The sequence below is a fragment of the Bradyrhizobium sp. USDA 4501 genome (genome assembly GCF_054062115.1).
Window position 1 is genome coordinate 8,364,683 of sequence record NZ_JBSSEX010000001.1, and the last position, 25,723, is coordinate 8,390,405.

Consider the following 25,723-nt stretch of genomic DNA (forward strand, 5'->3'; position numbering starts at 1 on the left):
GAGGTCCCGTCGGATGCGCTGCCCGAGCTGCAATTCTCTCGACACGCAGGTCAAGGACTCGCGTCCGACCGAGGACTCCGCGGTCATTCGCAGGCGTCGCGTCTGCATGGCCTGCAACTTCCGCTTCACGACCTTCGAGCGGGTGCAGCTGCGCGAACTGACCGTGATCAAGCGCAACGGCCGCCGCGTGCCGTTCGACCGCGACAAGCTGGTGCGCTCGCTGCAGATCTCCTTGCGCAAGCGCCCGGTGGAATCCGAGCGGGTGGAGAAGATGGTGTCCACCATCGTGCGCGAGCTCGAAAGCGGCGGCGAGGCCGAGGTCTCCTCTGAGGCGATCGGCGAGATCGTGATGGAGCATCTGCGCCAGCTCGACGACGTCGCCTATGTGCGCTTCGCCTCGGTCTACCGCAATTTCCGCGAGGCCAAGGACTTCGAGGCCGTGCTCGACGAATTGACCGGCGAAGAGGACCCGCGGCTCGCGACGCTACGCAAATGATCTTCCGCATTCTGGAAGACCAGTTCGCGCAGAAGGCCAAAGAGGCCAAGGAAGCGGCAAAGGCGGCCGATCTGCGCTTCATGCAGCTGGCGCTGGCGCTTGGCCGGCGCGGGCTCGGGCGCACCTGGCCCAATCCGGCGGTCGGCGCCGTCATCGTCAAGGACGGCGTGATCGTCGGCCGCGGCTGGACGCAAGCAGGCGGCCGGCCGCATGCCGAGGTCGAGGCACTCAGACGCGCCGGCGATGCCGCGCGCGGCGCCACGCTCTACGTGACGCTCGAACCCTGCTCGCATTTCGGCCGCTCGCCGCCCTGTGCGGACGCCGTTGTGGCGGCCGGGCTCGCCCGCGTCGTCTCGGCGATCGAGGATCCCAATCCGGAAGTCGCGGGGCAGGGGCACTCCAAGCTGCGTGCCGCGGGCATCGCGGTCGATGTCGGGCTGTGGGCGGAAGAGGCCGCGCGCGACCATGCCGGGCACTTCCGCCGCATCCGCGACAAGCGCCCGCATGTGATCCTCAAGCTCGCGGTGTCCGCCGACGACAAGATCGCTGCCAGCGGCCGTAAGCCGGTTACGATCACCGGAGAGGCCGCGCGGACGCGCGTGCATCTGCTGCGCGCGCAGAGCGATGCGATCCTGGTCGGCATCGGCACGGTCAAGGCCGACGATCCGCTCTTGACCTGCCGGCTGCCCGGCATGGCGGCGCGCTCGCCGGTGCGCCTGGTGCTGGACCGCGCGCTGCGGATCTCTGGCGACAGCCGCCTGGTGCATTCGGCGCGCGAGACGCCGCTCTGGGTGCTGAGCTCGGATATGGCGGAGGCGCCTGCCGCGGTGAAGCTAGGTGCCGCCGGCGCGCAGGTGATCCGCGTCGCCGCCGGCGCGTCCCAAGGGCTCGATCTGCCGTCCGTCCTGCATATGCTGGCGGAGAAGGGGATCTCGCGGCTGCTGGTCGAGGGCGGATCGCGCGTGGCAAATTCTTTCGTGGCAGCCGGCCTTGTCGACGAGATCTGGCTGTTGCGCGGGCCTGATGCGATCGGTGCCGACGGCGTTCCCGCGCTGGACGCAATGCCGCTCGACGCAATCACGCAGTCGCCCGCCTTCCGGCTTCGTGCTAGCGAAGCCTTGGCCAAAGATGTTTTGACTATCTACGATCGATCCTAGGTCGTCATGCCCGGGCTTGACCCGGGCATCCACGTCTTGGTCGCCAGCAGTGAAGTAAGTCGTGGATGGCCGGGTCAAGCCCGGCCATGACGAAGAGTAAGAGGTTTGTTGTGTTCACGGGAATTGTCACCGATATCGGTGAGATCACCAGCCTGAAGCAGGTGGCGCAGGGGCAGCTGCACCGGATGCGGATTGCCTGCGACTACGACCAGACCACGATCGCCGACGGCGCCTCGATCGCCTGCAATGGCGTCTGCCTCACCGTCGTCGCCTCCGGCACCGCCGATGGCAAGACCTGGTTCGATGTCGATGCCGCGGCCGAGACGCTCGGCATGACCACCGCCAAGCATTGGGGACAGGGCAGCCGGCTCAATCTCGAGCGCGCGCTCAAGATCGGCGACGAACTCGGCGGTCACATCGTGGCCGGGCATGCCGACGGCATCGCCACCATCGTCAAGCGCGACGATCTGCCCGACATGGCGCGCTTCGAGCTGCGAACCAGCCGCGAACTGGCGCGTTTCATCGCGGCGAAGGGATCGGTCACACTGGACGGCGTGTCGCTGACCGTGAACACGGTCGACCACGTCAGCTTTTCGGTGCTGATCATCCCGCACACGCTTTCCGTGACGACCCTGAGCGGCTGGAAGGCCGGCAGCGAGGTCAATATCGAGGTCGATCTGATGGCCCGCTACGCGGCGCGGCTGTCGGAGATGAAATGACGGCATAGCGGTCATTCCGGGGCGATGCGCAAGCATCGAACCCGGAATCTCGAGATTCCCCGGTGCACTATTGTGCACCTGCGGTCTGGTCCTTCGGACCATCCCGGAATGACAGTGCCTGAGGCATTCGTGCTTGGCTTCAGTCGTCGGGGCGACTACAAACTCGCGAAACGTTGACATCCAACGTTATCGGTAAATGTCAACAATATGAAATGGATACGTAGATGGCTGACGCGCGGCGCGCACCCCTGAAGGACCAGACCGACATTACCGGCGCACGCGTGCTGATCGTCGAGGCGCGGTTCTATGACGACATCCAGGACGCGCTGCTGGAAGGCGCGTTGGCCGAGATCAAGGCCGCGGGTGCGACGCACGACGTGATCACGGTGCCGGGGCGCGCTGGAGATTCCGGCGGCGATTGCGATCGCGATCGATGCGGCTGAAGCGAACGGCAAGCCGTATGACGCGGCGATCGCGCTCGGCTGCGTGGTGCGCGGCGACACCATCCATTTCGAGATCGTCTCGCAGGAGTCCTCGCGCGGATTGATGGATTTGGCCATCAGCCGGAAATTCCCGCTCGGCAACGGCATCCTCACCGTCAACACCGAGGCGCAGGCCTGGGCGCGGGCGCGCGCCAGCGAACTCAACAAGGGCGGCGACGCGGCGCGTGCGGCGCTGGCGATGCTGCGGATCAAACGCCGCCTGGCAAAGGCCTGACCATGGCAGACAACAAGAAGCCCGCGAAAGCCCCCGACAGAAAAGCCAACCGCCGCGGCGCGGCACGGCTCGCGGCGGTACAGGCGCTCTATCAGATGGACATTGGCGGCGCCGGCATCAACGACATCTTCGCCGAGTTCGAGAGCCACTGGCTCGGCAACGAGGTCGAGGGCGAGAAATATTTGCCGGCGGAAGCCGCGTTCTTCCGCGACGTGGTCTCCGGCGTGGTGCGCGACCAGGCCCGGCTCGATCCTTTGATCGACGAGGCGCTGTCGAAGGGCTGGCCGCTGAAGCGGATCGACGCTATCCTGCGCGCGGTGCTGCGGGCAGGCTCCTACGAGCTCGAGCACCGCAAAGACGTGCCGGGCCGCGTGGTGGTCTCCGAATATGTCGACGTCGCGCATGCCTTCGTTGAGAAGGACGAAACCGGCATGGTCAACGCCGTGCTCGACCAGATCGCGCGCCAGTTCCGCGGCGACGAGTTTGTGCGGAGCTAGGTGCCGCGATGCCGCCCACCTCCGTAGCCGTCACCCTGAGGTGCCGTAGCGAAGCGGAGGCCTCGAAGGGCGACGGCGTGGCGCTACGGTCGCATCGGGGCCGTGCATCCTTCGAGGCTCGCTTTGCTCGCACCTCAGGATGACGGGTTGATGACCCAAGCAAGCAAACATACCTCCGGCGAAGACTCCCTAATCGCGCGCTATTTCAAGCCGCTCGCGACCGATCCGGGTGCGTTCGGGCTCGACGACGACGCCGCCGCGCTGAGGGCGGCCGGCGAGGACATCGTGGTCACCACGGACGCCATCGTCGAGGGCGTGCATTTCCTCGGCGATGATCCGCCCGACACGCTGGCGCGCAAGGCGCTGCGGGTGAACCTCTCCGACATCGCCGCCAAGGGCGCGGTGCCGGCGGGCTTCGTGCTGACGCTGGCGCTGCGCGGCGCCGAGGAGGCCTGGCTGAAGCCGTTTGCCCGGGCGCTCGGCGAGGACGCCGCGCATTTCGGCTGCCCGCTGCTCGGCGGCGACACGGTCTCGACACCGGGGCCGCTGATGATCTCGATCACTGCGTTCGGCCGGGTGCCGCAGGGCACGATGGTGCATCGCGCGGGAGCACAGGCGGGCGACCGTGTGTTCGTCACCGGCACGATCGGAGACGCCGCGCTCGGCCTCGATGTGCTCCGGGGTGGCCCGGTCGCCGCGGCTCTGGCGGACGATGTCGTCGGGCGGGATTTTCTTGCCGCCCGTTACCGTGTTCCGCAGCCGCGGGACGCCTTGGCCACGGCCGTCCGCACCCACGCCAGCGCCGCGATGGATGTGTCCGACGGTCTTGCCGGCGATCTGACCAAGCTTTGCGCAGCCAGTGGTGTGGCGGGCGTGATCAACGTGCCGAGCATCCCGTTGTCGTCTGCAGCCGCAGGGCTGCTCGCGCGCAGGGCGATCGGTATCGAGACCTTGGTGGCCGGCGGTGATGATTACGAGCTCTTGTGCGCGGTCCCGAGCGATCATGTCGACGCGTTTCTGCGCGACGCACGGCAGGCCAAGGTCGCGGTGACCGCAATCGGCGGCCTGATCGCAGGCTTGTCGCCACCAAGCTTCCTCGACGGGCAGGGGCGGGAACTGAAGCTGAGGCGGCTGTCCTACAGCCATTTCTAGAGCGTTTTCGAGCGAAGCGGGCACCGGTTCGCGTTAAGAAAACGCGTCGGAACGGAAGCAGCTCTGGACTTCCCGCGCCGGATCGCGCCGATTTTCCTTCTAAATAGCTGCCGATATCGGCGTTTTCGGCCACGGGCGGCGTTGCACAGCGGTAACGATTTTGGCAAGGTCGCGCCCGATTTGAGGCAATCCGTTTTTGGGGAGGATTGTCCTCGCAAAATAAGCGCCTGCCGCCCCCTAGCGGCACAAGAAGGCGCGGGGGTTACATCAAGGATCTGAGGCAACATGACAGCTTTATGGTTGATTGTGCTCTGCGGGGCGCTTTCCATCGTCTACGCGATCTGGGCGACGCAGTCGGTCTTGAACGCGGATGCGGGTAATCCGCGCATGCAGGAAATCGCGGCCGCGGTGCGCGAGGGCGCACAGGCCTATCTGCGGCGGCAGTACACCACGATCGGCATGGTCGGTATCGTGATCTTCGTGGTGCTGGCCTACTTCCTGGGCCTGCCGGTGGCGATCGGCTTTGCGATCGGCGCCATCCTGTCGGGGGCTGCCGGCTTCATCGGCATGAACGTCTCGGTGCGCGCCAACGTCCGCACCGCGCAGGCGGCAACCACCTCGCTCGCCGGCGGCCTCGAACTCGCCTTCAAGGCGGGCGCGATCACCGGCATGCTGGTTGCGGGGCTCGCGCTGCTCGGCGTCACCATCTATTTCATGATCCTGGTCAAGTTCATGGGTCTGGAAGCGGGCAGCCGCACCGTGGTCGACGCCATGGTGGCGCTCGGCTTCGGCGCCTCGCTGATCTCGATCTTCGCCCGTCTCGGCGGCGGCATCTTCACCAAGGGTGCGGACGTCGGCGGCGACCTCGTCGGCAAGGTCGAGGCCGGTATCCCCGAGGACGATCCGCGTAACCCGGCCACCATCGCCGACAATGTCGGCGACAATGTCGGCGACTGCGCCGGCATGGCGGCGGACCTGTTCGAGACCTATGCGGTGACTGCGGTCGCCACCATGGTGCTCGCGGCGATCTTCTTCGCCAAGACGCCGATCCTGGTGAACATGATGACGCTGCCGCTCGCGATCGGCGGCATCTGCATCATCACCTCGATCATCGGCACCTTCTTCGTCAAGCTCGGTGCCAGCCAGTCCATCATGGGCGCCCTCTACAAGGGCCTGATCGCCACCGGCATCCTGTCGCTGGTCGGCGTCGCGCTCGTGATCAATTGGCTGGTCGGCTTCGGCAAGCTCGACGGCGTCGACTATACCGGCATGGCGCTGTTCTGGTGTGGCGTGGTCGGTCTCGTCGTCACCGGCCTGATCATCTGGATCACCGAATACTACACCGGCACCGACTATCGCCCGGTGAAGTCGATCGCCTCGGCCTCGGTCACCGGTCACGGCACCAACGTGATCCAGGGCCTCGCGGTCTCGATGGAAGCGACCGCGCTGCCCGCGATCGTGATCATCGCCGGCATCCTCGTCACCTACAGCCTTGCCGGCCTGTTCGGCATCGCGATCGCGACCGCCACCATGCTGGCGCTGGCCGGCATGATCGTCGCGCTCGACGCCTTCGGCCCGGTTACCGACAACGCCGGCGGCATCGCCGAGATGGCGGGGCTGCCCAAGGAGGTGCGCAAGTCGACCGACGCGCTCGACGCGGTCGGCAACACCACCAAGGCGGTGACCAAAGGCTACGCGATCGGCTCCGCCGGTCTCGGTGCGCTGGTGCTGTTTGCGGCCTATAATCAGGACCTCAAATTCTTCATCAGCGACTCCAATGCCCATGCCTACTTCAAGGGCGTCAACCCGGACTTCTCCCTGAACAATCCTTACGTCGTGGTCGGCCTGCTGTTCGGCGGCCTGCTGCCGTATCTGTTCGGTGCGATGGGTATGACCGCGGTCGGTCGCGCCGCCGGCGCGATCGTCGAGGAAGTGCGCCGTCAGTTCCGCGAGAAGCCCGGCATCATGCAGGGTACCGACAAGCCGGACTACGGCAAGGCGGTCGACCTGCTGACCCGGGCGGCGATCAAGGAGATGATCATCCCGTCGCTGCTGCCGGTGCTGTCGCCGATCGTGGTCTACTTCCTGATCTACGCGATCGCGGGCGGTGGCGCAGCCGGTAAGTCGGCCGCTTTCTCCGCGGTCGGCGCCATGTTGCTCGGCGTCATCGTCACCGGCCTGTTCGTCGCGATCTCGATGACCTCGGGCGGCGGCGCGTGGGACAACGCCAAGAAGTACATCGAGGACGGCCACTACGGCGGCAAGGGCTCTGACGCCCACAAGTCCGCGGTGACCGGCGATACCGTCGGCGATCCCTACAAGGATACGGCGGGCCCGGCGGTGAACCCGATGATCAAGATCACCAACATCGTGGCGCTGCTGCTGCTGGCGATCCTGGCGCACTGAGCGGCGGACACGACTGAAACGAGGCCCCGCGGTGAAAGCCGCGGGGTTTTATTTTTGAACCAGACGCGAACAACACGGAGATCAATCGATGTCGCTCTCATCCGCACGGAACTACGCGCTCCGCGCCTCCAAATCGCAGGATCAGAAGGAGGCCATCGAGCTGCTCTCGAAGGCGATCATGGAACTGGCGATGTCGATTGAAGCGACCGACGCCAAGGTCAAGAAGATCAACAAGTCTTCGTAGCGTTGGCCGCAACGTGCTCAGGAAACGTCGTGACGGCAGCTGTTACTTGACCTCCATCTGCAAGCCTTCCTTCTCGATGATCGCCGCGAACTTCTTCGTCTCGGCATCGACGAAATCGGAGAATTGCTGGGGCGTGCCGTAGTCGGCGCGCGCGCCCATGCCGGCGATGTTCTTCTTGACGTCGTCGCGCTCCAGCATCGCCTTGACTTGGCGGTTCAACTCGTCGAGCACCGGGGCGGGCGCGGTCTTCGGCAGGAACACGCCGAACCAGGACGAGACGTCGAACTTTGCCAGTTCCGGCGCGCCCTCGCGCATTGTCGGCAGGTTCGGTGCGGAATCGCTACGCTCCGGCGTGGTGACACAGAGGCCGTTGAGCTTGCCGTCCTGCACCTGCGGCAGCGACGGATAGAGATTGTCGAACAGGATCTGGATGTCGCCGGCGAGCCCGGCCTGCAATGCGGGACCGGCGCCGCGGAACGGCACGTGCGTCATCTTCAACCCGGTGAGCTGCAGGAACCAGGCACCGGTGAGGTGAGGGCTTTGTCCGGTGCCGGACGAGCCGTAGGTGAGCTTGTCCGGATTCTTCTTCAGAAAGGCGATCAATTCGGGGATCGACTTGAGACCGGTCGACGGATGCGCCGACACGATGTTCGGAATCCGGATCATGTTGGAGACCGGCTGCAACTGGTCGGCCTTGTAGGTCAGGTTGCGGAAGATGCTGTAGGCGATCGCGTTGGGGCCGGGATTGCCTATCAGGATGGTGTGGCCGTCGCCCTTGGCGCGTGTGACCTCGGATGTGCCGATGGTGCCGCCGGCGCCGGAGCGATTCTCCACCACCACCGACTGGCCCCAGAGCGGCTGCAAATGCGCCGCGAGCAGCCGCCCCATCACGTCGGTCGAGCCGCCGGCCGCCGCCGGCACGATGATGCGGACGGTCTCGGTCGGCCGCCAGTCACCGGCGCCGAGGCTCGCGCGCGGCAGGATCGCCGCGGCCGTCAATGCGGCCGTGCCCGACAATACCGTACGACGGGAAAATCTCTTGGCTGTCATGCGTTTACCCCCTGCTCAGGCTCTTGTTTGCGAGCAAACTAGGGGACCGCTTGCCCCTCGGGCAAGCGACAACTTGGCGCAGCGGCTTATGCTCTGGACTCCGGCTTGACGCGTTGTCTCACGCGAACCGGAGCCCACTTCGCTCGAAAACGCTCTAGTTGAAGCTCAGCAGCTTGAAGAGCGGTGTCAGGTAGGACATTTCCTGGCCCGACGTCGGCGTGGACCGGCTGACGAAGTCGAAGATCTTGCCGTCCTTCAGGCCGTAATTGGCCAGTCGGCGCACCTGCCGGTTCTTGTCGAAATAGACCGCGATCACGCGCTGGTCGATCACCCGCTGATTCATGAAGGCGACCGGGCGGGAGGTCCGTTGCGAGATGTAATAAAACACCTCGCCGTCCAGCGTTGCGACCGTCGAGGGCGTGCCGAGCACGATGAGCACCTGGTCCTGGCTCGCGCCGATCGGGATCTGCTCGAGCGCCCCCTCGGGCAGGATGTAGCCCTTCTGGAATTGTTCCCCGGCGCAGCCGCCGAGTGCGGCGGCGCAGACGAGGCCAATCGCCGCGACGGCGCGGAGACGCGAAAAGAACCCGCGCGCGGAAGCGGCGCGAGACTGTCGTGAAAGAATGTGGTTCATCGGCGGAACTGATCCGTCCCCTTGCATCGGCCGAGGCATTGACGTACCGGGCAGCTCAATGGATTGCAATCATGCCGAGCTCCAATGGGCGACCTCTCAACAGGCGACCCTTTGGGGACCGGCAGCCGGAACCCGTCATGCTTTGGCCGTTCAATCACTTCAGAAGACCCCGGGTGCCCGCGCGCAGCACCATTGAGACCATCTATGGCATGATCGTGACGCAGGCGCGAGAACCGTTGTTTTACCGTGACTTGGGCGTTCCGGACACGGTTAATGGCCGTTTTGACCTGCTTCTGATGCATCTGTGGCTGGTGCTGCGGCGACTGAAATCCGTCGAGGGCGGCGTCGCGCTGTCCCAGGCCCTGTTTGATCATTTCTGCATCGATATGGACGACAATCTGCGCGAAATGGGCGTCGGCGACCTCACGGTGCCGAAGCGCATGCAGGCGTTCGGTGAAGCCTTCTACGGCCGCACCGCGGCCTATGATCTGGCGCTGACCGACAGCGAGGCAGCCTTGGCCGAGTCGTTCTGCAAGAACATCCTCAACGGTCAGAACATCGACAAGGCCCGCGAGCTCGCCGCCTACGCCAAGGAGGCGATCAAAGAGCTGGCGCGCGCCGATCTCGCGGCGTTGGCCAAGGGTACCTGGCGTTTTCCGGCACCACAGCCTGCGGGGACGGCGGCATGAGCGGCGGCAGCACAGGGCAGCCCGATGCACGGCGCGACCGCGACCCCTGGCGGGTCCTGGTCAACATCGCGCAGATTCCGGAGACCGGCCTGCATCGCGAGATCGCAGCCGACGAGGCGGCGCGCAAGGCGATGGCCGAAGTTGCCGAGTTGAGGGAGGTCGTCTCCGCGCGTGCAGAGTTCGACCTGCAGCCCAAACGCGACGGCAGCTACCACGTCACCGGCAGAGTTAAGGCCAGGGTCGGGCAGACCTGCGTGGTGACGCTCGATCCGATCGAGAACGAGATCGATGAGCCGATCGATGTGGTGTTCGCGCCGCCCGAGCAGATCCCGCAAATGGCCGACCTGGTCGACGACGCCGACGACAGCGATGAGGAAACGCCGGACCCGCCGGAGCCGATCGTCGGCGGCTTCATCGATATCGGCCGGCTTGCCACCGATGCGCTGTTTCTCGGCATAGACCCGTATCCGCGCAAGGTGGATGCGGTCTTTGAACAGAAGGCTGAAGCGCCTGACCCGGAAAATCATCCTTTCGCGGCGCTGAAGGCGTTGAAGGAAAAGCCGGACGGCAAGAAGCCCAAGGGAAGTTGAGGGCGCCTGGCGCCACATTTGCGGGGATGGCTTGCCTGCAAGCTTGCGCGAGCGGTGTTCCTAGTTACTTCAAATACGTGTCACAATACATTGAAATACAATGTATTTCTGGTATGCTCCGATGTGTTGCGTGACGGTTCGGCAGCTGCCTCATTTGCGGTCAAGAGGTTGTGTCGGACCGAGGACACGCTATTGTCGCGGCCCGGCCGGGACGCGAGTTGGTGTTTCGCCGCGCGCCGTTGACGGCGGTGACTTCAAGCGCGCGGTCTTCGTCTGAAGGCTGCGGGAAAGCAGGCTTCCGGGACGTTCATGCCTCAAAAGGTTCGAATAGCGCTTGACGCCATGGGGGGCGATGTCGGCGCTTCCGTCGTCATTCCCGGCGCCGCGATCTCGTTAAGCCGTCATCCCGACAGCGAATTCCTGCTGGTCGGGGACCGGGCCCAGATCGAGCCGGAGCTCGCCAAGCATCCGGCACTGAAGGCGGTATCGAAAGTGATCCATACCGACGTCGCCGTGAAGAACGATGAGAAGCCGAGCCAGGCGCTGCGGCGGACCCGAAGGGCGTCCTCGATGTGGCTCGCGATCGACGCCGTGAAGCATGGCGAGGCCGACGTTGCGGTCTCCGCCGGCAACAGCGGCGCGCTGATGGCGATGGGCAGCCTCAATCTGCGGACGCTCCCCGGTGTCGACCGCCCGGCGCTTGCGGCGGTGTGGCCGACGCTGCGCGGCGATTCTGTCGTGCTCGACCTCGGCGCCACGATCGGCGGCGACGCCCGCCATCTGGCGACGCTGGCGGTGATGGGCAGCGCCATGGCGAGCGTGCTGTTCAACCTCGAACGGCCGACCGTCGGCCTGCTCAACATCGGGTCCGAGGAGATGAAGGGGCACGGGGAAATCCGCGAGGCGGCGGAGATGCTGCGTGCGATGAACTCGACGCAGTTCAACTATATCGGCTTCGTCGAGGGCGACGCGATCGGCAAGGGCCTCGCCGACGTCATCGTGTCGGAAGGTTTCAGCGGCAACATTGCGCTCAAGGCCGCCGAAGGAACCGCGCGCCAGATGTTCACGCTGCTGCGCGAGGCCATGTCATCTAGCTGGCTAGCGCGGATCGGCTATTTGCTGGCCCGCGGCGCGTTCCAGAAGCTGCGCGACAAGCTCGATCCCAACAAGTCGAATGGCGGCCTGCTGCTCGGCCTGAAGGGCGTCGTGGTCAAGAGCCATGGCGGCACCAACGCGGAAGGCTTTGCCTATGCGGTGGATGTTGGCTATGAGATGGCCCACTTCGATCTCCTCACCAAGATCAATCAGATGCTTAATCGCGACGGCAGTGCGCTGGTGCAGGCGCAGACCGCGCAGGAGGCTGTCTCGTGACTGCTATACGTTCGGTAGTGCTCGGCTGCGGCTCATATTTGCCGGAGCGGGTTTTGACCAATGCCGAACTGGCCACCCGGATCGACACGTCGGATGACTGGATCGTGCAGCGCACCGGCATCAGCGAGCGCCACATCGCGGCCGACGACGAATTCACCTCGCATCTGGCGATCAAGGCGGCGCAGGCCGCGCTCGCCCACGCGCAAGTCGATGCGCAGTCGATCGACCTGATCGTGCTCGCGACCTCGACGCCCGACAACACCTTTCCCGCCACCGCGGTCGCCGTCCAGCACGGGCTCGGCATCAACCATGGCGTCGCCTTCGACCTGCAGGCGGTCTGCTCCGGCTTCGTCTTCGCGCTGGCCACCGCCGATAATTTCCTGCGCGCCGGCACCCACAAGCGGGCGCTGGTGATCGGTGCCGAGACCTTCTCACGCATCCTCGACTGGAACGACCGCGGCACCTGCGTGCTGTTCGGCGACGGCGCCGGCGCGGTCGTGCTGGAGGCGCAGCAGCATTCCGGCACCACCAGCGACCCCGGCGTGTTGACGACGCATCTGCGCTCCGACGGCCGCCACAAGGCGAAGCTGTTCGTCGATGGCGGGCCCGGCTCGACCAGGACGGTCGGGTATCTCCGGATGGAGGGCCGCGAGGTGTTCAAGCACGCCGTCGGCATGATCACCGACGTGATCGTCGACGCCTTCAACGCCACCGGCTTTACCGCCGAGGACATCACCTGGTTCATCCCGCACCAGGCCAACAAGCGAATCATCGATGCGTCGGCGCACAAGCTCCATATTGCGCCGCAGAAGGTGGTCCTGACGGTCGACAAGCACGGCAACACGTCGGCGGCCTCGATCCCGCTCGCGCTGTCGGTCGCCGTGAAGGACGGGCGCGTCAAGAAGGGCGATCTGGTGCTGTTCGAGGCGATGGGCGGCGGCTTCACCTGGGGCTCGGCGCTCGTGCGCTGGTAGCGTATCGCCAAACAGTATCGACAGGTTGCCGGTATCTTTCCTGCGCCTGGGCGCTGGTCACTGTTGACCATTGCGCGCTAAGCTTTTAATTTCAGTCAAGAAATTGTTCGCCGAGAGTGCGGGGCAGGCGATGACCACGGGAACCGGAAAAACAGTTACGCGCGTCGATTTGTGTGAGGCGGTCTACCAAAAGGTGGGTCTGTCGCGCACGGAATCGTCGGCATTTGTCGAGTTGGTGCTGAAGGAGATCACCGATTGCCTGGAAAAGGGCGAGACAGTGAAGCTGTCCTCATTCGGCTCCTTCATGGTGCGCAAGAAGGGCCAGCGTATCGGCCGTAATCCGAAGACCGGCACCGAGGTGCCGATTTCGCCGCGGCGGGTGATGGTGTTCAAGCCGTCGGCGATCCTGAAGCAGCGGATCAATGGCCATGTCGTCACCAATGGCGACGGCAGCAAGGCCGACTAGAGCGTTTTCAAGCGAAGTGGATACCCGGTTCGCGTGAAGAAAGCGCGGCAAACCTAGAATCCGGAGCCCCGTTCCGATTCAATCGGAACGGAAAGGCTCCAGGCATTGAGCTCAAAGGAGCGGGCATTTGGACAAGGCGCCGGATGCGTTCCGTACCATCAGCGAGGTCGCTGATGAACTCGATATTCCCCAGCATGTGCTGAGATTCTGGGAAACGCGCTTCGCGCAGATCAAGCCGATGAAGCGCAGCGGCGGACGCCGCTATTATCGCCCCGACGACGTCGACCTGCTCAAGGGCATCCGCCGGCTGCTGTACGGCGAGGGCTACACCATCCGCGGTGTGCAGCGGATCCTGAAGGAGCACGGCATCAAATCGGTGCAGGGCATCGCCGACCAGACCGCGGCGGTCTCGTTCGGCGCGGTCGAGGAAGCCGTCGGCAACAGCATGGCCGAGCCCGACGATCTCGAGAGCGGCGACGGCCTCGATTTCGACGGCGAGGAGAGTGATGGCGACGAGAAGGGGATCGACTACCGATTCGTCGATCCCGACGAGGATCCGATCCTGTCGACCTACAAGGCGCACGCCCAGCCGGGCAAGGCGCCCGCCGCGCCGCCGGTTCGTCCCTCCGTTCCGTCAGTCGATCGGGAGCGGCTCGAACGCGTGCTGCAGGAGCTGGTCGCCTGCCGACAGATGATCGACGCGGCGATGAAGGACGGCTGAGGCAAGGAAGCCTGCCGAGGAAACCTGCCAAGGGAACCGGCCTCGGAATACAGTCTTTGAGAGCCTGCCCCGCCTTGCGCGAACGCAGGATCGCAGCTAATGGAACGGCATCGGAGCGTGGCGCAGCCCGGTTAGCGCACTAGTCTGGGAGACTAGGGGTCGGAGGTTCAAATCCTCTCGCTCCGACCATTTTTCTCAATACGATCAATGGCGATTTCAAGCGGGCGGTTGCCAACCGGCCGCCCGTTTCCATTCAGTTGTCAATTTCGTTCGTGCGACGTTCTAACTCCGCAATATGTTCTCATGGCTTCCGGGGTGCTGGCCTGTTTCCATCCCTAGTGGCCTGCTTTGATTTTTGGAGTGGCCTAGTTTGTCGTTCGTGAAGAACTGGCGCCGGCGCCCGGCTTAAGCGGTGTTTCGAGCCGGGACGGTCTCGAAGAAGGCTCGGATGATGACACGCAAGAGCTCTGCGAGCCATCGCAGCAGCAGGCCGAAGTTATAGCCGGCAGCGGCGAGAACAGCGTTGATGCGGTCGCCGAGGCGTCCCTTGAGATAATTTCTGTCCATGCGGTGCTCGGCCTTGACGTGGCCGATGACGGGCTCGACAGCCGCGCGACGCTTCATCTCGCGACGGATGGAAGCTGTGACGCGGCGGACCTGACCCGAGATCCAGACCCTGAACCGATGCGGGTGGTTGTGACCGCGATATCCTTTGTCGACGTGGATACCGCGAGCCTCCACCCCGGTGAGCTTCTCCATGTCGGCGATTACGGGACCGAGCGTGTGCCCATCGAAGGGATTGCCATGCAGCGCCTTGGCATGGAGCACGAACTGGCCGCCCTTCGGAGACGTCACAGGGGTGGCGATGCTGACCTTGCAGCCGAACTCGTAGGGCGCACGGGCTTTACCCTTGCCGATGCACTCAACCTCCGGAGCATGTAACGCATAGACCTTCGGACCGCGCTGATGCTGATCCTGGCTGCGCACCTGCTGCGCTAAACCGAGCAACGGGCCGAAGCGAGCTTCCAGCACCGTATCGCCATCAATCTTGCGGCGGATGTCGCGGATGATCCGGCCAAGCCGTGTCCGCAGGAACTTGAGCTGCCGCCGGGCGCGTTTGAACTGGTGGGCGTGGGTATAGCGGCCGGTCATGATGGCGGCGCGCTTGGCCAGGCGCAGATAGCTCTGGCGTAGCGGCACACGGTTGCGCTTGGCGAGCCCGACCAGCTTGATGATTGCTCGATGCAGGAGCCGCGCGTCGGTCGGATGCGCAACCGCCTTGGGCTGCACCGTGGTATCGACCACCACGCGCTCCAGGTCCTTCGGGCCGAGGGCGCCTGTCTTGTGCGCCACCGACAGACTTTCCTGGATAGCGCAACGAGCTGCTCCTCGCCGAGCCGCTGCCGCCAGCGCGTCATCGACGATCGATCGAACGGCAGACGGTGGCGGAAGCTCAGCTCGCCGCAGAAGTATTGGTAATAGGGATTCTCGATCCAGCGAGCGCACAGCACCTCATCTGACAGGTTGTGCATGTGCTTCAAAATGAACAGGCCGGCGACTAGCCGCGTCGGCAAGCCCGGCTGTCCCGACCCTGCTTGGCACACCGAACTGAAGCGCTCATTCAGGATGTTCCAGTCGATCAGCGCTGCCAACCGCACCAGCGGATGACCCATGTCGATGATCTGATCAAGCGCCGGAAGCAACAGGTCTTTCTGGCGATCATCCCGCGGCTTGCTCATCGCATTCCCCAATGTCGACGACGCCGTCAGGGAATCACGAATCACCCAAAAGCAAAACCTAAAACGCAAGAAAGCGAGGTCCAATACCCCGCTTTCCTGCAAAATCGAATACTACATCAAGACCAATTCTGCTTATTTCTCAAGTCAATCCGCATTCTTCACGGACGACTAGTTTGCCATTAACCCCGACGCAACCAAGGGTTAGTCGATGTTCTCGGTAGGACTACTGAACCGCGCGGTGGATGTTCTCACCATAGCAATGGTTATGGTCCGCCAAGTGTTCGCTATCCCCAGCGGAGGAGTGTTACCGGGTGTTCTCCGTGGGGGAACGAAGTTCCGCACGGAGGCAGAAAAAGAGGGTCAAATGGCGGGATTAGAGGTGCCCTTGATCTAACTCAATCGGCCGCACCTGGCCCGGCTCAACCCTCCGGGCATGAAGGAAGGCGATCGTCTGCGACAATCTGAAGGCCGGGGTCGTCAAGGCGTTGTGGTTCGAGCCGACGCTCAACCAAACCTTTGCCGCCATGGCCGAGCACTACGACACGACGATTTTGCCGACCCGCAGCCGCAAGCCGCGCGACAAGGGCAAGGTTGAAGGCGCGGTGCTGATTGTTGAGCGCTGGATTCTGGCACGGCTGCGCCATCGGCGGTTCTTCAACCTGACCGATCTCAATACTACGATCGGCGGTCTGCTGGAGGAGCTGAACCATCGGCCGATGCGCCATATCGGCAAATCCCGCCGGCAGCTGTTCGAGGAGATCGAGCGCGCTGCGTTGACGCCGCTGCCGGGCGAGCCGTTCGAATACGCCGAGTGGAAAACGGCGAAGGTCCACCCCGATTATCACGTCGAAGTCGACAAGACCTTTTACTCGGTGCCGCACCGGCTGATCGGCCGTCGGGTGGACGTCCGGCTCACCTATCGAGCCGTCGAGATCTTCCAGGATCACACGCGTGTCGCCAGCCATGTGCGCCGCTCTCAGCGCGGCGGCCATGTCACCGTGAACGAGCACATGCCCAAGGCCCATCAGCGTTATGCCAATATGACGCCGACGAGCTTGATCAAGATGGCAGCGCGGATCGGCGTCAACATCGCCACTCTGGTCGAGCGGATGATGCGTGAGCGCCCGCATCCCGAGCAGGGTTATCGCTCCGCCATGGGGATCATCGCCCTGGCACGGCGCTACGAGCGCGATCGGCTCGAAGCGGCCTGCGAGCGGGCACTCGTCATCAACGCGATCAGCTACTCCTCGGTGAGCGCGATCCTCAAATCCGGGCTCGACCGCGCGAGCCCTGCTGCCGCACCCGTCAAAGCCACCCCCTCGCACGCCAACATCCGTGGTGGGGGGCTATTATCAATGAAGGAAAGGAACATCGCGATGCTGACCCACCCGACCCTCGAGCAGATGCAGGCGCTCGGCCTTGCCGGAATGGCGGCCGCCTACCGGCAATTGGCCGAACAGGACAATGCCGCCGATCTCAGCCGCGACGAGTGGCTCGGCCTGATGCTCGATCGCGAAGCCGCCATGCGCGCCGACCGGCGCCTGACCAATCGGCTGGCCGCAGCCAAGCTGCGCTTCGTCGACGCCTGTATCGAAGACGTCGACTTCGCGTCCCGCCGCGGCCTTGACCGGCGCAACACCCTGCAGCTGGCGCAAGGCGCCTGGCTGAAAGCCCATGAGAACTTCATCATGTTGGCATGTGCCTTCGGACGCCAGGCGGCCAGGCTCGATCATTCCGTCCTTTATTTGCGTATGCCGCGCTTGTTCGAAGACCTCGCCATGGCCCGTCTCGATGGTCGCTTCCCGCGCCTCATCGACAAGCTCGCACGGGTCCAGTTGCTCATCCTCGACGACTGGGGCACCCACACCCTCAATGATCAGCAGCGCCTTGATCTCCTCGAAATCTTCGAAGAGCGCTATAGGCGCAAATCGACCTTGATTACCGCCCAGCTGCCCGTTGCCCAATGGCACGACATGATCGGCGAGCCAACCATCGCAGACGCTATCCTCGACCGGATTATCCACAACTCCCACCGCATCGCCCTCGAAGGCGACAGCATGCGAAGGAAAAAAGCCGCGCGCCCCTTGACCGACGTCGAAAACAGCGAAACGAATACCAACTGACTTCAACAACCAGGCAACCAAAAGCCAGCGCCGCCACGCTGTCCGCGATTTAGCGAAACTGCTTTCCGTCAGTTAGCGAAACCGCTGTCCCGTTTTTGCGAAATACGCACCCACGGCGCGCGCATCCAGATGTCGCGCTCCTCGTCGGTGGTCAGGATCACCGGCATCGCTTTTGGATGGATCGGCGCAACCACCTCATTCGGCTCGGTCGTCAGGAAGCCGTAGACAAGGTGTGGCCCCGGGATCGGCTTGGACTTCGTTCCTTGGCGCCGACGAGCGGCGCGCCGTGCGCCAGGAAAACAGCAAGCCGCTTCTCGAGGACATGCACGCTTGGCTGCTGCGTGAGCGCGAAACCCTCTCGCGCTCCTCCGAGGTCCTGAAGCCGATCAACTACATGCTCAGGCGCTGGGACGACTTCGCCCGCTTCCTCGACGATGGCAGGATCTGCTTGACCAACAATTGTGCCGAGCGCGCATTGAGAGGCATCGCATTGGGAAGGCGCAATTGGACCTTCGCCGGCAGCCAGCGTGGCGCCGACCGCGCCGCCATCATTCTGACGATGATCACGACCTGTCACCTCAACGACGTCGATCCCAAGGCCTGGCTTGCCGACGTCCTCGCCCGTATCGCCGATCTTCCCGCTTCGCGTCTGCACGAACTGCTGCCCTGGGAATGGAAACTCCTGCGCCAAGCCGCCGGTCAGCAGGCCGCCTGACCTTCACGCAACGCCATCATAGAGCCCGCCGCGCCCGCGCGCATGCGTCACTCAGGCGGTCTTCGTCGTATGCGTACAGGAGGCCATCATGGCTAGATCTCAACCATTGCTGAAGTGGTATCCCAGCGCGTCTCTTGGAATAAGGGCAAGATCGTTGGAGCGAAGCCGCCGCTCCGTCCTAAGCACGTCTGGTCAATTCGGACGAAGCTTCAGGTCGAGGGCCGCACCCGCGATCTAGCGTTGTTCAACATCGCCATCGACAGCAAACTTCATGGATGCGACGTAGTCGCCCTAAAGGTCGACGACGTTGCACCAAGCGGGTATACCGCCGATAGAGCGAGTGTCCAAGAAACCAGGAGATCGTCCTATCTACTGGCCGCAGAGGGCCGGACTCTAGCCTGACGACACGGCAATATGCACGCCTGCTATCGGAATGGCTGACCGGTATTGGATTGGATCCTCACCTGTTCGGAACGCATTCCCTTCGTCGCACCAAGGCGGCGCTGATCTATCGCCGTACCGGGAATTTGCGAGCCGTACAGCTTCTGCTGGGGCATACAAAAATCGAGAGCACGTCCGCTACCTCGGAATAGAGGTCGACGACGCACTTGCAATAGCAGAACAGGTGGACGTCTGAATCGACCTTGCGTAGATCGGCGGCGTGGCGGCGGCCACGTTCGACGCAGGTTCTTGTGGCAGGGACCGCATTTCGGGGCATTTGCCCAGCGCGGGCCAGCCGCGAAACACGTCCGATTTCTACGGGTATCAGTAAGGCCCGGTCTACACCTCACAGCCGACGAGTGAGTGGTTGGACGCAATGGGCGCCGATGGGCTCAAGCGGCGGTCGAAGATCACGAGAGACGAGCCGGAATCCGACCATTCGGGTTTATCTTCAGATACTCACCGCGATCCGTGCCGAAAGCTGTGGTGTTGAGCAACGCCAAGCATTGCCCCATAAGCCCTGTTGGGCCCAAACAACGGAGCCGCGCCGCCAGGCAGTTCCAGGCCCATTCTGCCTGCTGGCGTTAACTCGCAATCGTTTAGCACATCCCTATCTGGGTATTGCGCCTGAAACGAAGCCGGATTTGAATTCGCCCACGTCGGGCACTGGGCACTTGCAGAGCTTATCACGCCAATCGACATAATCGCTGCAATAATAGAAGTCCTGAATCCACTCACAGTCGTACTCCGGAACGGGTGTTGTTTTCGTGCGGAGCATTCGCGCTGGCTAGAATCGGCTGCTCTGTTGAAAGCGTTTCCTTCGAATTCTTTTTTGGACAAGAATTACGTAGGTATGCGCTTGATGAAAAGACACTCAGTGAAAAATCACGGCTGCGCGAACGGCAAATCGGTATGCTCACCGTTGCGTGACCCGCACCCGCACGCAGGCAGATGGCAAACCAGCACACGGCGAGAGGGGCTGCGCAGAGACTACGTTTAGTCTCAGGCCGGTGGTCGGACGTCGCATCAGTCATGCAAGCGTTAACGTAGTAACTTTCGTCCGCGCTTCCCACGTTAGCGTGTGCATAGTAACTCCTTTGTCGGAAGCTTCATGCGAACTCATAAGTTACTTATTGCTCTCATTCTCGCGAGCCTGATCGCGGCGCCATCGATGGCACTGGCCATGGCAGCGAGTTTCGAAACGCCACTGCGCCCGCCCGTCATCGTCGGTGCCCCTCGGTTGGTATCTCCGCGCGCGGCAGCACCGTACGTGATGGACCCCAGACGCACCACGCTCCACTGGCCAAACGCCAGCGCCAAATTTCATCGTTGATTGATGCGCAGGGCTTGAAGGATCTGCTGCGGATGCCGAACAATCAGGGCTGCCGCCCCGTCGCGAGTCGTGATTTCGAGCGTGTGTCCGATACTCGTCGCCGAACACCCGGCGATGTCCGGGTAGGGTCAGTGGACTAAACCGCTCGCGCGGTAGGACGCCGCGGCTGGCGGCACGGCCAAGACGATAGCGCAACGGGGCGTCCTGTCTTGAGATCGAGGGGTTCGACAACCTCACTCAAGACAGGAGCATCGCCATGACCGACGAGGCAATGAGCCCGTTGCGCCGGCGCATGATCGAAGACATGACGATCCGCAAGTTGGCCCCGAAGACCCAACATGACTACGTGCAAAGGGTCAAGAACTTCGCCGCATTTCTCGGGCGATCACCGGATACGGCGACCTTCGAGGACGTGCGCCGCTATCAGCTACATCTGACGGCAAGCGGCGTTGGCGCGCCGACCATCAACCAGACCCTCTCGACGCTGCGGTTCTTCTTTCGGGTCACACTCAAGCGCCACGAGATCGTCGAGCATACCCATGTCATTCACGAGCCGCGCAAGCTGCCGGTGGTACTGAGCGTGGAGGAAGTGGCACGGCTGCTCGATGCCGCACCGGGGCTCAAATACAAGGCGGCGCTGAGCGCGGCCTACGGTGCCGGGCTGCGTGCCAACGAGGTCGTCTCGCTCAAGGTCTCCGATATCGACAGCAAGCGGATGATCATCCGCGTCGAGCAGGGCAAGGGCGGCAAGGACCGCAATGTCATGCTGTCGCCCAGCCTGCTCGCGCTGCTACGGGCCTGGTGGAAGATGGCTCGGCCGCAAGGCTGGTTGTTCCCTGGCCGTGACCCGGCCCAGCCAATGACCACACGCCAGCTCAACCGTGCCTGCCACGCCGCCGCCCAGATGGCGGAGATCAACAAGCGCGTCTCGCTGCACACCTTGCGGCACAGCTTCGCCACCCACCTGCTTGAGCAGAACATCGACGTCCGCGTCATCCAGGTGCTGCTCGGCCACGCCAAGCTCGACACCACCGCGCTCTATACCCGCGTCGCCACCAAGACGATCAGCGAGGTCATGAGCCCGCTGGAGCATATCACGCTGAAGCTCAAGGAGGTCCGACCGCCCGGCTGACGGCGCTTGTGTCGCGCCCGTTGCGGATATTTTCCGCAGCCATGGCGTAGCATGGCGCAAAGCTCATGCCGGCCATGTCAGCCTCGACCAGTTGAAGGTGATGTCGGCGATCGAGCGCTGCCGCACGGTGGCGCTCGGCGGCCATGTCGCGCGCTGCGCGGACTGCGCCTACACGACGATCGCCTACAACTCCTGCCGCAACCGGCATTGCCCGAAGTGCCAAGGCGCCGCCGCAAAGGAGTGGCTCGCCGATCGCGAGGCCGAGCTGTTGCCCGTGCCGTACTACCACCTGGTGTTCACACTCCCAGGAGCGATCGCCGACATCGCCTGCCAGAACAAGGCCGTCCTCTACGACCTGCTGTTCAAGGTCTCGGCCGAGACCATGCTGACGATCGCCGCCGATCCGAAGCATCTGGGGGCCAGGATCGGCATCACCTCCGTGCTGCACACCTGGGGCTCGGCGCTGACCCATCACCCCCACGTGCACATGATCGTGCCGGGCGGCGGCATCTCGCCCGATGGTCAGCGCTGGGTGTCCTGCCGGCCCGGATTCTTCCTCCCCGTGCGCGTGCTCTCCCGCCTGTTCCGGCGATTGTTCCTTCAGAAGCTCGTCGCCGCCCATCAAGCCGGCCGCCTGAGCTTCTTTGGCGACAACAGCCAGCTCGCTGATACCCCATGCTTCGCAGTCTTCCTGGCGCCGCTGCGCAAAACCAAGTGGGTCGTCTATGCAAAGCGTCCGTTCGGTGGACCGGAGGCGGTGCTGGCCTATTTGTCGCGCTACACCCACCGGGTTGCCATCGCCAACAGCCGCTTGATCGCTTGCGACCAGCAGCGCGTCACCTTCAAATGGAAGGACTACCGCATCGAGGGCCGCGATCGATACAGGCAGATGACGCTCGCCACAGACGAGTTCATCCGCCGCTTCCTCATCCACGTGCTGCCCAAGGGCCTTCACCGCATCCGCCATTACGGCCTGTTCGCCAAAGGCGCTTGCGCCGACAACATCGCACGCGTCCGCGAGGTGCTCACCGGTGCAAAGCCTGAAGCCAATCCCACCGCGGCTGCCGTCGATGCCAACAAGCCGGCTTGCCCATGCTGCGGCGGTCGCATGATCATCATCGAGGTCTTCGAGCGCGGTTGTACGCCACGGCATCGGCCGACAGCTCCAACGAACCGCATCAGGATCGACACCTCATGACCACGTCGCTGTCCTGCAAATCTATTCGTAGTGCTCGCTGCCTCTCGGCCAGCCACGGCAGAGCGCGCTCAGATATCCACCGCCCGCCATAACGCGCTCGACAATTTGTCGAGCTCGACACCACCCGCCGCGCATTCGCCAGCCGATTCACCCTCGAACACCTCGTTGCATCGGCTCGATTCAAATCAGCCAATTCGCCCGCGGCAGTCAAATCCCCATAGCGCCTGCGGCACCGCCTACGTTTCCCTTAAGCGCGGTTTCCTTGTATGGGCTTTGTCAAGGGAGGCGTTTAAATAGGCGATAGGTCGGCGCATCTTTTCCTTCGTCAGTTTCTTTGTTCGATCTGAGGCCGTTTCTTCGTCCCGACCCGCACTTCGCTTGCGCTGGCGCGCGCAGAAGCTGTCAAGGTTGGCCGCCGCACGAATCGTACGACAGGCTCCGCCGTTGCCAGGCCACACCTTGACAGCTTCGAGCACGACGGCATCGCTTGGTGCGATCGGGATGACGATCGGAGGGGAGCCCGCTTGCGGGCGCGATCAATCGCGCCACAACCTTGTATCCGGTGGGTCCAAGGACCCCGAACCATGATGCAGTCATGCGCATCGGCAGCGAAGCTCCGAAGCGGCGGACCCATTCTCCCTTTCGGCATCGAAGCCAAGGAAACACGTCGGGACCCCGCCACCTCGAACCGTCATCGGCGACACCGTCACAGGCGGACGGAAGGCCGAAACTGTTGGGGTGTCCTTCCTCCGTTCATGATGCCGGCCGCAGAACGACGCCGTCCGGCACTACGCCCTCCCGCACGAGTCGCCACAGAGCGATCAGGAGCTTGCGCGCCAAGGCCACGATCATGGTCTTGCGCGTCCCGCGGGCATTCTCGGTACGAGTTCGAAACCACTGCGCCAAGACGCTGTCCTTCTGGAATCTGAGAAATCGCCACGCCAATTCGATCATGCCTCGTCTCACTCGGGCATTGCCGGAACGGGTCAGCCCTCTCTCCCGGCGTTTTCTGCCGCTTTCGTCAGGCGAGCCAGTGAGGCCGGCATAACGCGCTATCGCCCTTCGGTCGCGCATGCTTCGCGATAGTACCTCCTGCACCAGCATGTCGCCGGTCTCGACACCAACCCCGATTACCCGCGCCAACAGGCGCTCCATTGCGTGTGGTCCATCACTGGGCGTTTGCTTGAGACGCTCCAGGCGAGCCTCCTCGATCTGCCGTATCTGATCGCTGACGAGCCGCCGGCGCGCCATGTCGCGACGCAGCTCAGCCAGGGTGTTGGGCGGGATCGGCTCTCCTTCGGGGGTGCGCAAGCCGTCAAGGCGTTCGGCGGCTTTCTTCAGCTTGGGATTGAAGCCGCGGATGCCGAGCCGTATCAACGCTGCTTTCATTCGGTTGACGATCCGACTTTGCTCTCCGACAAGGCTCTCGCGCTCACGGGTGGGGCGCTTGGCATCTTCGTCCTTGATTGTCGGGATCGCGACCATCTTGCAGTGATCACGCTCGCCCCGCAACCAGCCGAGAAAAGAGCGTTTCAGCAGTTCGGTGTCGAGACGATCGGTCTTGGCGCGCCGGTGCTCGCGCGATACCGCTATGCTCGATGCGTGAATGACATGCGCCTCGATGTCGCGCACCCTGAGCCAGCGGGCCAGCCAGAAACCGTCACGGCCGGCCTCGAAAGCGACCGCGATGCGTTCGATGCGGTGTCCTGCCTTCCGCGCCTCTTCTCGCCAGCGATTGAGCAGCTTCAGCAAGGCGTTCTCGTCGACCTCAAGCTTCTTCGACGGCTGGCGCTCGACACCAGGCACAATCCCCGCAACGAGCCAGCTCGACAGGCTCATCTCGATCACAGCGATCAGCGTACCGTCCGGTTTGAGGGGTGTGAGGGATCGGCTCAGGTCGTTCAACTTCTGCATGGGGTGCTCCATCGGTTCACATCAGCGCCGATGAATGCCATATCCTCACCGTCCTCACCGCCGCCGCCCGCACCATAGCATCTCCCTTGCAGGCTTTCGGACGCCGGCCGCCGAATGTGCCGCGCCGTCAGTCATGCGGCCGGCATCCGAAACCCTTCACAGAAGCGGACATCAACCAGCCCTCAATCTCTGCCAAATGCGTCGAAAATGACCCATAGCGGCGGTGTGTCAATTTTCTTTCATGACTTGTTGAAGGCGACCGTCTTGTTCCTGAGGGTGCGGTCAGGTGCCATTTGGCCGGCACTGGAAGAGCAGTCCCTCAGCTTCGCCAGCGCGTCGGTGACCGTCCGGCCCAATTGTTCAATCGCTTGATCAGTGAGGATCGATTTTGCGCTTCCGAGCCGATCGACGCTGACATTCAAGTCCGTCAGCGCGTCCCTCAGTTGCACCATCTCGTGTTGAAGAGCTGGGTGTTCTCCTGCCTTGATCTCCCGAAGGGTATTGCCAAGCGTGCGGACTTCCGCCGTCAGATTTTGCAGGTTCGCCAGCACGTCTTTCGCTGGCAGATCGACCTTCGACAGCACGGCTTCAGTCATTGTTGCGACGACGTTTTCTGCAAAATGGTTGATGCGCGCAATCGCGACAAGCGCAACAATCGCGGCGACAATCACCAGGATTGCGGTCGCATTGATCAGCGCCAGCAGCAACTGCCCAGGGAGCCTCCACAACCGCGCGGAAATGCCATTGCCGCCGGGCTCAGCCATGGTTGCCTCCGGTCGTTGTCGACAGCACACGCTGCCATTGGGCAGCACGCCGCATTAGCGCTGCTTTAGCCCGCGCTTGGCTGCCATGGCCCCACGATTGGAGCTACTTCGCAGTGCCGGTTGTTGTGGTGTCTGAGCCACCACCGCGCCGCGTCTCACGTCGCTCGTGACGGCCTGTACGCCGGGTTTCCCGCCGTTCATGGCGGCCGCTGCGCCGTTCCTGACGGCGTTCCATCCCAGCAGTCTGGGCCTCGGCATCAGAAGTCATAATGACCGGAAGCATTGTTCCCGCGCCAAACGCGGCCGCGACCAAGGTGAGAACCTTTCGGCGGGAGACACTATTTTCGCTCATGATCTGAACCTCCTGCACCTCAAGAAAGTGACAAAATTGGAGGACTGCGCCCTTTCACCCTTGATTTAAGTCAAACGATTTGCGCGTCGATCGCATCGGTTGTCATTGAGGTCGGTCAAGGTTTCGCGC

Annotated in this window: 20 protein-coding genes, 1 tRNA gene and 6 pseudogenes; 21 read left to right on the forward strand and 6 right to left on the reverse strand. The window is 63.4% G+C overall.

What is annotated here, in order from left to right; all coding sequences use genetic code 11:
- Positions 1 to 13: 13 nt before the first annotated feature.
- The 8 genes and pseudogenes from nrdR (at position 14) to ACVWZM_RS38985 (ending at position 7,388) form a co-directional block, all read left to right on the forward strand.
- The gene (gene nrdR / locus ACVWZM_RS38950; RefSeq protein WP_016844999.1) at positions 14 to 496 is read left to right on the forward strand and encodes a transcriptional regulator NrdR; all 483 of its coding nucleotides are present in this window, start codon (positions 14 to 16) and stop codon (positions 494 to 496) included.
- Positions 493 to 1,653, forward strand: a complete 1,161-nt coding sequence (gene ribD, locus ACVWZM_RS38955; RefSeq protein ID WP_456855939.1) for a bifunctional diaminohydroxyphosphoribosylaminopyrimidine deaminase/5-amino-6-(5-phosphoribosylamino)uracil reductase RibD — start codon at positions 493 to 495, stop codon at positions 1,651 to 1,653. Before nrdR ends, ribD begins: the two co-directional genes overlap by 4 nt.
- A gap of 110 nt (positions 1,654 to 1,763) precedes the next feature.
- Positions 1,764 to 2,372 (forward strand): riboflavin synthase, encoded by a 609-nt coding sequence (locus ACVWZM_RS38960; protein WP_076834365.1) that lies wholly within the window; start codon positions 1,764 to 1,766, stop codon positions 2,370 to 2,372.
- 224 nt (positions 2,373 to 2,596) lie between these two features.
- A pseudogene (gene ribH / locus ACVWZM_RS38965) lies at positions 2,597 to 3,089 on the forward strand (6,7-dimethyl-8-ribityllumazine synthase).
- A 2-nt stretch (positions 3,090 to 3,091) separates the two neighbouring features.
- The gene (gene nusB, locus ACVWZM_RS38970) at positions 3,092 to 3,586 is read left to right on the forward strand and encodes a transcription antitermination factor NusB (RefSeq protein WP_016844994.1); all 495 of its coding nucleotides are present in this window, start codon (positions 3,092 to 3,094) and stop codon (positions 3,584 to 3,586) included.
- A 150-nt stretch (positions 3,587 to 3,736) separates the two neighbouring features.
- Positions 3,737 to 4,738: a thiamine-phosphate kinase gene (gene thiL, locus ACVWZM_RS38975; RefSeq protein WP_076834361.1), complete on the forward strand. Its 1,002-nt coding sequence runs from the start codon at positions 3,737 to 3,739 to the stop codon at positions 4,736 to 4,738.
- 285 nt (positions 4,739 to 5,023) lie between these two features.
- Positions 5,024 to 7,144 carry a sodium-translocating pyrophosphatase gene (locus ACVWZM_RS38980; RefSeq protein WP_076834360.1) on the forward strand — a complete coding sequence of 707 codons (2,121 nt, stop codon included), beginning with the start codon at positions 5,024 to 5,026 and terminating at the stop codon, positions 7,142 to 7,144.
- Between the two features lie 88 nt (positions 7,145 to 7,232).
- Positions 7,233 to 7,388, forward strand: a complete 156-nt coding sequence (locus ACVWZM_RS38985; protein WP_167350400.1) for a hypothetical protein — start codon at positions 7,233 to 7,235, stop codon at positions 7,386 to 7,388.
- A gap of 42 nt (positions 7,389 to 7,430) precedes the next feature.
- On the opposite strand, the gene ACVWZM_RS38990 is transcribed toward ACVWZM_RS38985, so the two are convergent.
- A complete protein-coding gene (locus ACVWZM_RS38990; RefSeq protein WP_057020720.1) occupies positions 7,431 to 8,438 on the reverse strand; it encodes a Bug family tripartite tricarboxylate transporter substrate binding protein in 1,008 nt (335 codons plus the stop codon).
- Between the two features lie 154 nt (positions 8,439 to 8,592).
- Positions 8,593 to 9,072, reverse strand: a complete 480-nt coding sequence (locus ACVWZM_RS38995) for an outer membrane protein assembly factor BamE (protein ID WP_310885889.1) — start codon at positions 9,070 to 9,072, stop codon at positions 8,593 to 8,595.
- A gap of 137 nt (positions 9,073 to 9,209) precedes the next feature.
- On the opposite strand from ACVWZM_RS38995, the gene ACVWZM_RS39000 reads away from it, so the two are divergent.
- The 7 genes from ACVWZM_RS39000 (at position 9,210) to ACVWZM_RS39030 (ending at position 14,072) form a co-directional block, all read left to right on the forward strand.
- Positions 9,210 to 9,761, forward strand: a complete 552-nt coding sequence (locus ACVWZM_RS39000) for a ubiquinol-cytochrome C chaperone family protein (RefSeq protein ID WP_076834357.1) — start codon at positions 9,210 to 9,212, stop codon at positions 9,759 to 9,761.
- Positions 9,758 to 10,351, forward strand: coding sequence for a YceD family protein (locus ACVWZM_RS39005; protein WP_076834355.1), 594 nt, complete (start codon positions 9,758 to 9,760; stop codon positions 10,349 to 10,351). The genes ACVWZM_RS39000 and ACVWZM_RS39005 overlap by 4 nt, the downstream gene beginning before the upstream one ends.
- A 309-nt stretch (positions 10,352 to 10,660) precedes the next feature.
- The gene (gene plsX / locus ACVWZM_RS39010; protein ID WP_076834353.1) at positions 10,661 to 11,722 is read left to right on the forward strand and encodes a phosphate acyltransferase PlsX; all 1,062 of its coding nucleotides are present in this window, start codon (positions 10,661 to 10,663) and stop codon (positions 11,720 to 11,722) included.
- Positions 11,719 to 12,696: a beta-ketoacyl-ACP synthase III gene (locus ACVWZM_RS39015; RefSeq protein WP_057020717.1), complete on the forward strand. Its 978-nt coding sequence runs from the start codon at positions 11,719 to 11,721 to the stop codon at positions 12,694 to 12,696. Before plsX ends, ACVWZM_RS39015 begins: the two co-directional genes overlap by 4 nt.
- Positions 12,697 to 12,826: 130 nt before the next feature.
- The gene (locus ACVWZM_RS39020) at positions 12,827 to 13,162 is read left to right on the forward strand and encodes an integration host factor subunit alpha (RefSeq protein ID WP_035631661.1); all 336 of its coding nucleotides are present in this window, start codon (positions 12,827 to 12,829) and stop codon (positions 13,160 to 13,162) included.
- Positions 13,163 to 13,289: 127 nt separating this feature from the next.
- Positions 13,290 to 13,883, forward strand: coding sequence for a MerR family transcriptional regulator (locus ACVWZM_RS39025; protein ID WP_076834351.1), 594 nt, complete (start codon positions 13,290 to 13,292; stop codon positions 13,881 to 13,883).
- Between the two features lie 111 nt (positions 13,884 to 13,994).
- Positions 13,995 to 14,072, forward strand: a tRNA-Pro gene (locus ACVWZM_RS39030).
- A gap of 216 nt (positions 14,073 to 14,288) precedes the next feature.
- On the opposite strand, the pseudogene ACVWZM_RS39035 reads toward ACVWZM_RS39030, so the two are convergent.
- A pseudogene (locus ACVWZM_RS39035) lies at positions 14,289 to 15,622 on the reverse strand (IS5 family transposase).
- Between the two features lie 440 nt (positions 15,623 to 16,062).
- On the opposite strand from ACVWZM_RS39035, the pseudogene ACVWZM_RS39040 reads away from it, so the two are divergent.
- Together ACVWZM_RS39040 and istB are read left to right on the forward strand one after the other, a co-directional pair.
- Positions 16,063 to 16,962 (forward strand): annotated as a pseudogene (locus ACVWZM_RS39040) (Mu transposase domain-containing protein); the annotation flags it as partial.
- A 36-nt stretch (positions 16,963 to 16,998) separates the two neighbouring features.
- Positions 16,999 to 17,745, forward strand: coding sequence for an IS21-like element helper ATPase IstB (istB, locus tag ACVWZM_RS39045; protein WP_310885944.1), 747 nt, complete (start codon positions 16,999 to 17,001; stop codon positions 17,743 to 17,745).
- 110 nt (positions 17,746 to 17,855) lie between these two features.
- Here the strand turns inward: istB and ACVWZM_RS39050 are convergent.
- Positions 17,856 to 18,011, reverse strand: a pseudogene (locus ACVWZM_RS39050) (SOS response-associated peptidase); the annotation flags it as partial.
- Here ACVWZM_RS39050 and ACVWZM_RS39055 point away from each other — a divergent pair.
- The 4 genes and pseudogenes from ACVWZM_RS39055 to ACVWZM_RS39070 form a co-directional block, all read left to right on the forward strand.
- Positions 18,008 to 18,460: pseudogene (locus ACVWZM_RS39055) on the forward strand (IS66 family transposase); the annotation flags it as partial. The pseudogenes ACVWZM_RS39050 and ACVWZM_RS39055 overlap by 4 nt on opposite strands.
- A gap of 105 nt (positions 18,461 to 18,565) precedes the next feature.
- Positions 18,566 to 19,097 (forward strand): annotated as a pseudogene (locus ACVWZM_RS39060) (tyrosine-type recombinase/integrase).
- Positions 19,098 to 20,490: 1,393 nt separating this feature from the next.
- Positions 20,491 to 21,366, forward strand: a complete 876-nt coding sequence (locus ACVWZM_RS39065) for a tyrosine-type recombinase/integrase (protein WP_310885890.1) — start codon at positions 20,491 to 20,493, stop codon at positions 21,364 to 21,366.
- A 28-nt stretch (positions 21,367 to 21,394) separates the two neighbouring features.
- The gene (locus ACVWZM_RS39070) at positions 21,395 to 22,564 is read left to right on the forward strand and encodes an IS91 family transposase (RefSeq protein ID WP_456856839.1); all 1,170 of its coding nucleotides are present in this window, start codon (positions 21,395 to 21,397) and stop codon (positions 22,562 to 22,564) included.
- A 753-nt stretch (positions 22,565 to 23,317) separates the two neighbouring features.
- Here the strand turns inward: ACVWZM_RS39070 and ACVWZM_RS39075 are convergent.
- Together ACVWZM_RS39075 and ACVWZM_RS39080 are read right to left on the reverse strand one after the other, a co-directional pair.
- Complete coding sequence (locus tag ACVWZM_RS39075; RefSeq protein WP_083715145.1) at positions 23,318 to 24,478, reverse strand: IS110 family RNA-guided transposase; 1,161 nt, start codon at positions 24,476 to 24,478, stop codon at positions 23,318 to 23,320.
- 239 nt (positions 24,479 to 24,717) lie between these two features.
- On the reverse strand, positions 24,718 to 25,242 hold the full coding sequence (locus ACVWZM_RS39080; RefSeq protein ID WP_310885891.1) for a hypothetical protein: 525 nt from the start codon (positions 25,240 to 25,242) through the stop codon (positions 24,718 to 24,720).
- Positions 25,243 to 25,723: the final 481 nt, after the last annotated feature.

Bases quoted from the DNA above. Each gene is read 5' to 3' on its own strand.
- nrdR (WP_016844999.1), top strand. From the start codon at position 14: ATGCGCTGCCCGAGCTGCAATTCTCTCGACACGCAGGTCAAGGACTCG.
- ribD (WP_456855939.1), top strand. From the start codon at position 493: ATGATCTTCCGCATTCTGGAAGACCAGTTCGCGCAGAAGGCCAAAGAG.
- nusB (WP_016844994.1), top strand. From the start codon at position 3,092: ATGGCAGACAACAAGAAGCCCGCGAAAGCCCCCGACAGAAAAGCCAAC.
- thiL (WP_076834361.1), top strand. From the start codon at position 3,737: ATGACCCAAGCAAGCAAACATACCTCCGGCGAAGACTCCCTAATCGCG.
- ACVWZM_RS38980 (WP_076834360.1), top strand. From the start codon at position 5,024: ATGACAGCTTTATGGTTGATTGTGCTCTGCGGGGCGCTTTCCATCGTC.
- ACVWZM_RS38985 (WP_167350400.1), top strand. From the start codon at position 7,233: ATGTCGCTCTCATCCGCACGGAACTACGCGCTCCGCGCCTCCAAATCG.
- ACVWZM_RS38990 (WP_057020720.1), bottom strand. From the start codon at position 8,438: ATGACAGCCAAGAGATTTTCCCGTCGTACGGTATTGTCGGGCACGGCC.
- ACVWZM_RS38995 (WP_310885889.1), bottom strand. From the start codon at position 9,072: ATGAACCACATTCTTTCACGACAGTCTCGCGCCGCTTCCGCGCGCGGG.
- ACVWZM_RS39000 (WP_076834357.1), top strand. From the start codon at position 9,210: ATGCTTTGGCCGTTCAATCACTTCAGAAGACCCCGGGTGCCCGCGCGC.
- ACVWZM_RS39005 (WP_076834355.1), top strand. From the start codon at position 9,758: ATGAGCGGCGGCAGCACAGGGCAGCCCGATGCACGGCGCGACCGCGAC.
- plsX (WP_076834353.1), top strand. From the start codon at position 10,661: ATGCCTCAAAAGGTTCGAATAGCGCTTGACGCCATGGGGGGCGATGTC.
- ACVWZM_RS39020 (WP_035631661.1), top strand. From the start codon at position 12,827: ATGACCACGGGAACCGGAAAAACAGTTACGCGCGTCGATTTGTGTGAG.
- istB (WP_310885944.1), top strand. From the start codon at position 16,999: ATGCTGACCCACCCGACCCTCGAGCAGATGCAGGCGCTCGGCCTTGCC.
- ACVWZM_RS39065 (WP_310885890.1), top strand. From the start codon at position 20,491: ATGACCGACGAGGCAATGAGCCCGTTGCGCCGGCGCATGATCGAAGAC.
- ACVWZM_RS39075 (WP_083715145.1), bottom strand. From the start codon at position 24,478: ATGCAGAAGTTGAACGACCTGAGCCGATCCCTCACACCCCTCAAACCG.
- ACVWZM_RS39080 (WP_310885891.1), bottom strand. From the start codon at position 25,242: ATGGCTGAGCCCGGCGGCAATGGCATTTCCGCGCGGTTGTGGAGGCTC.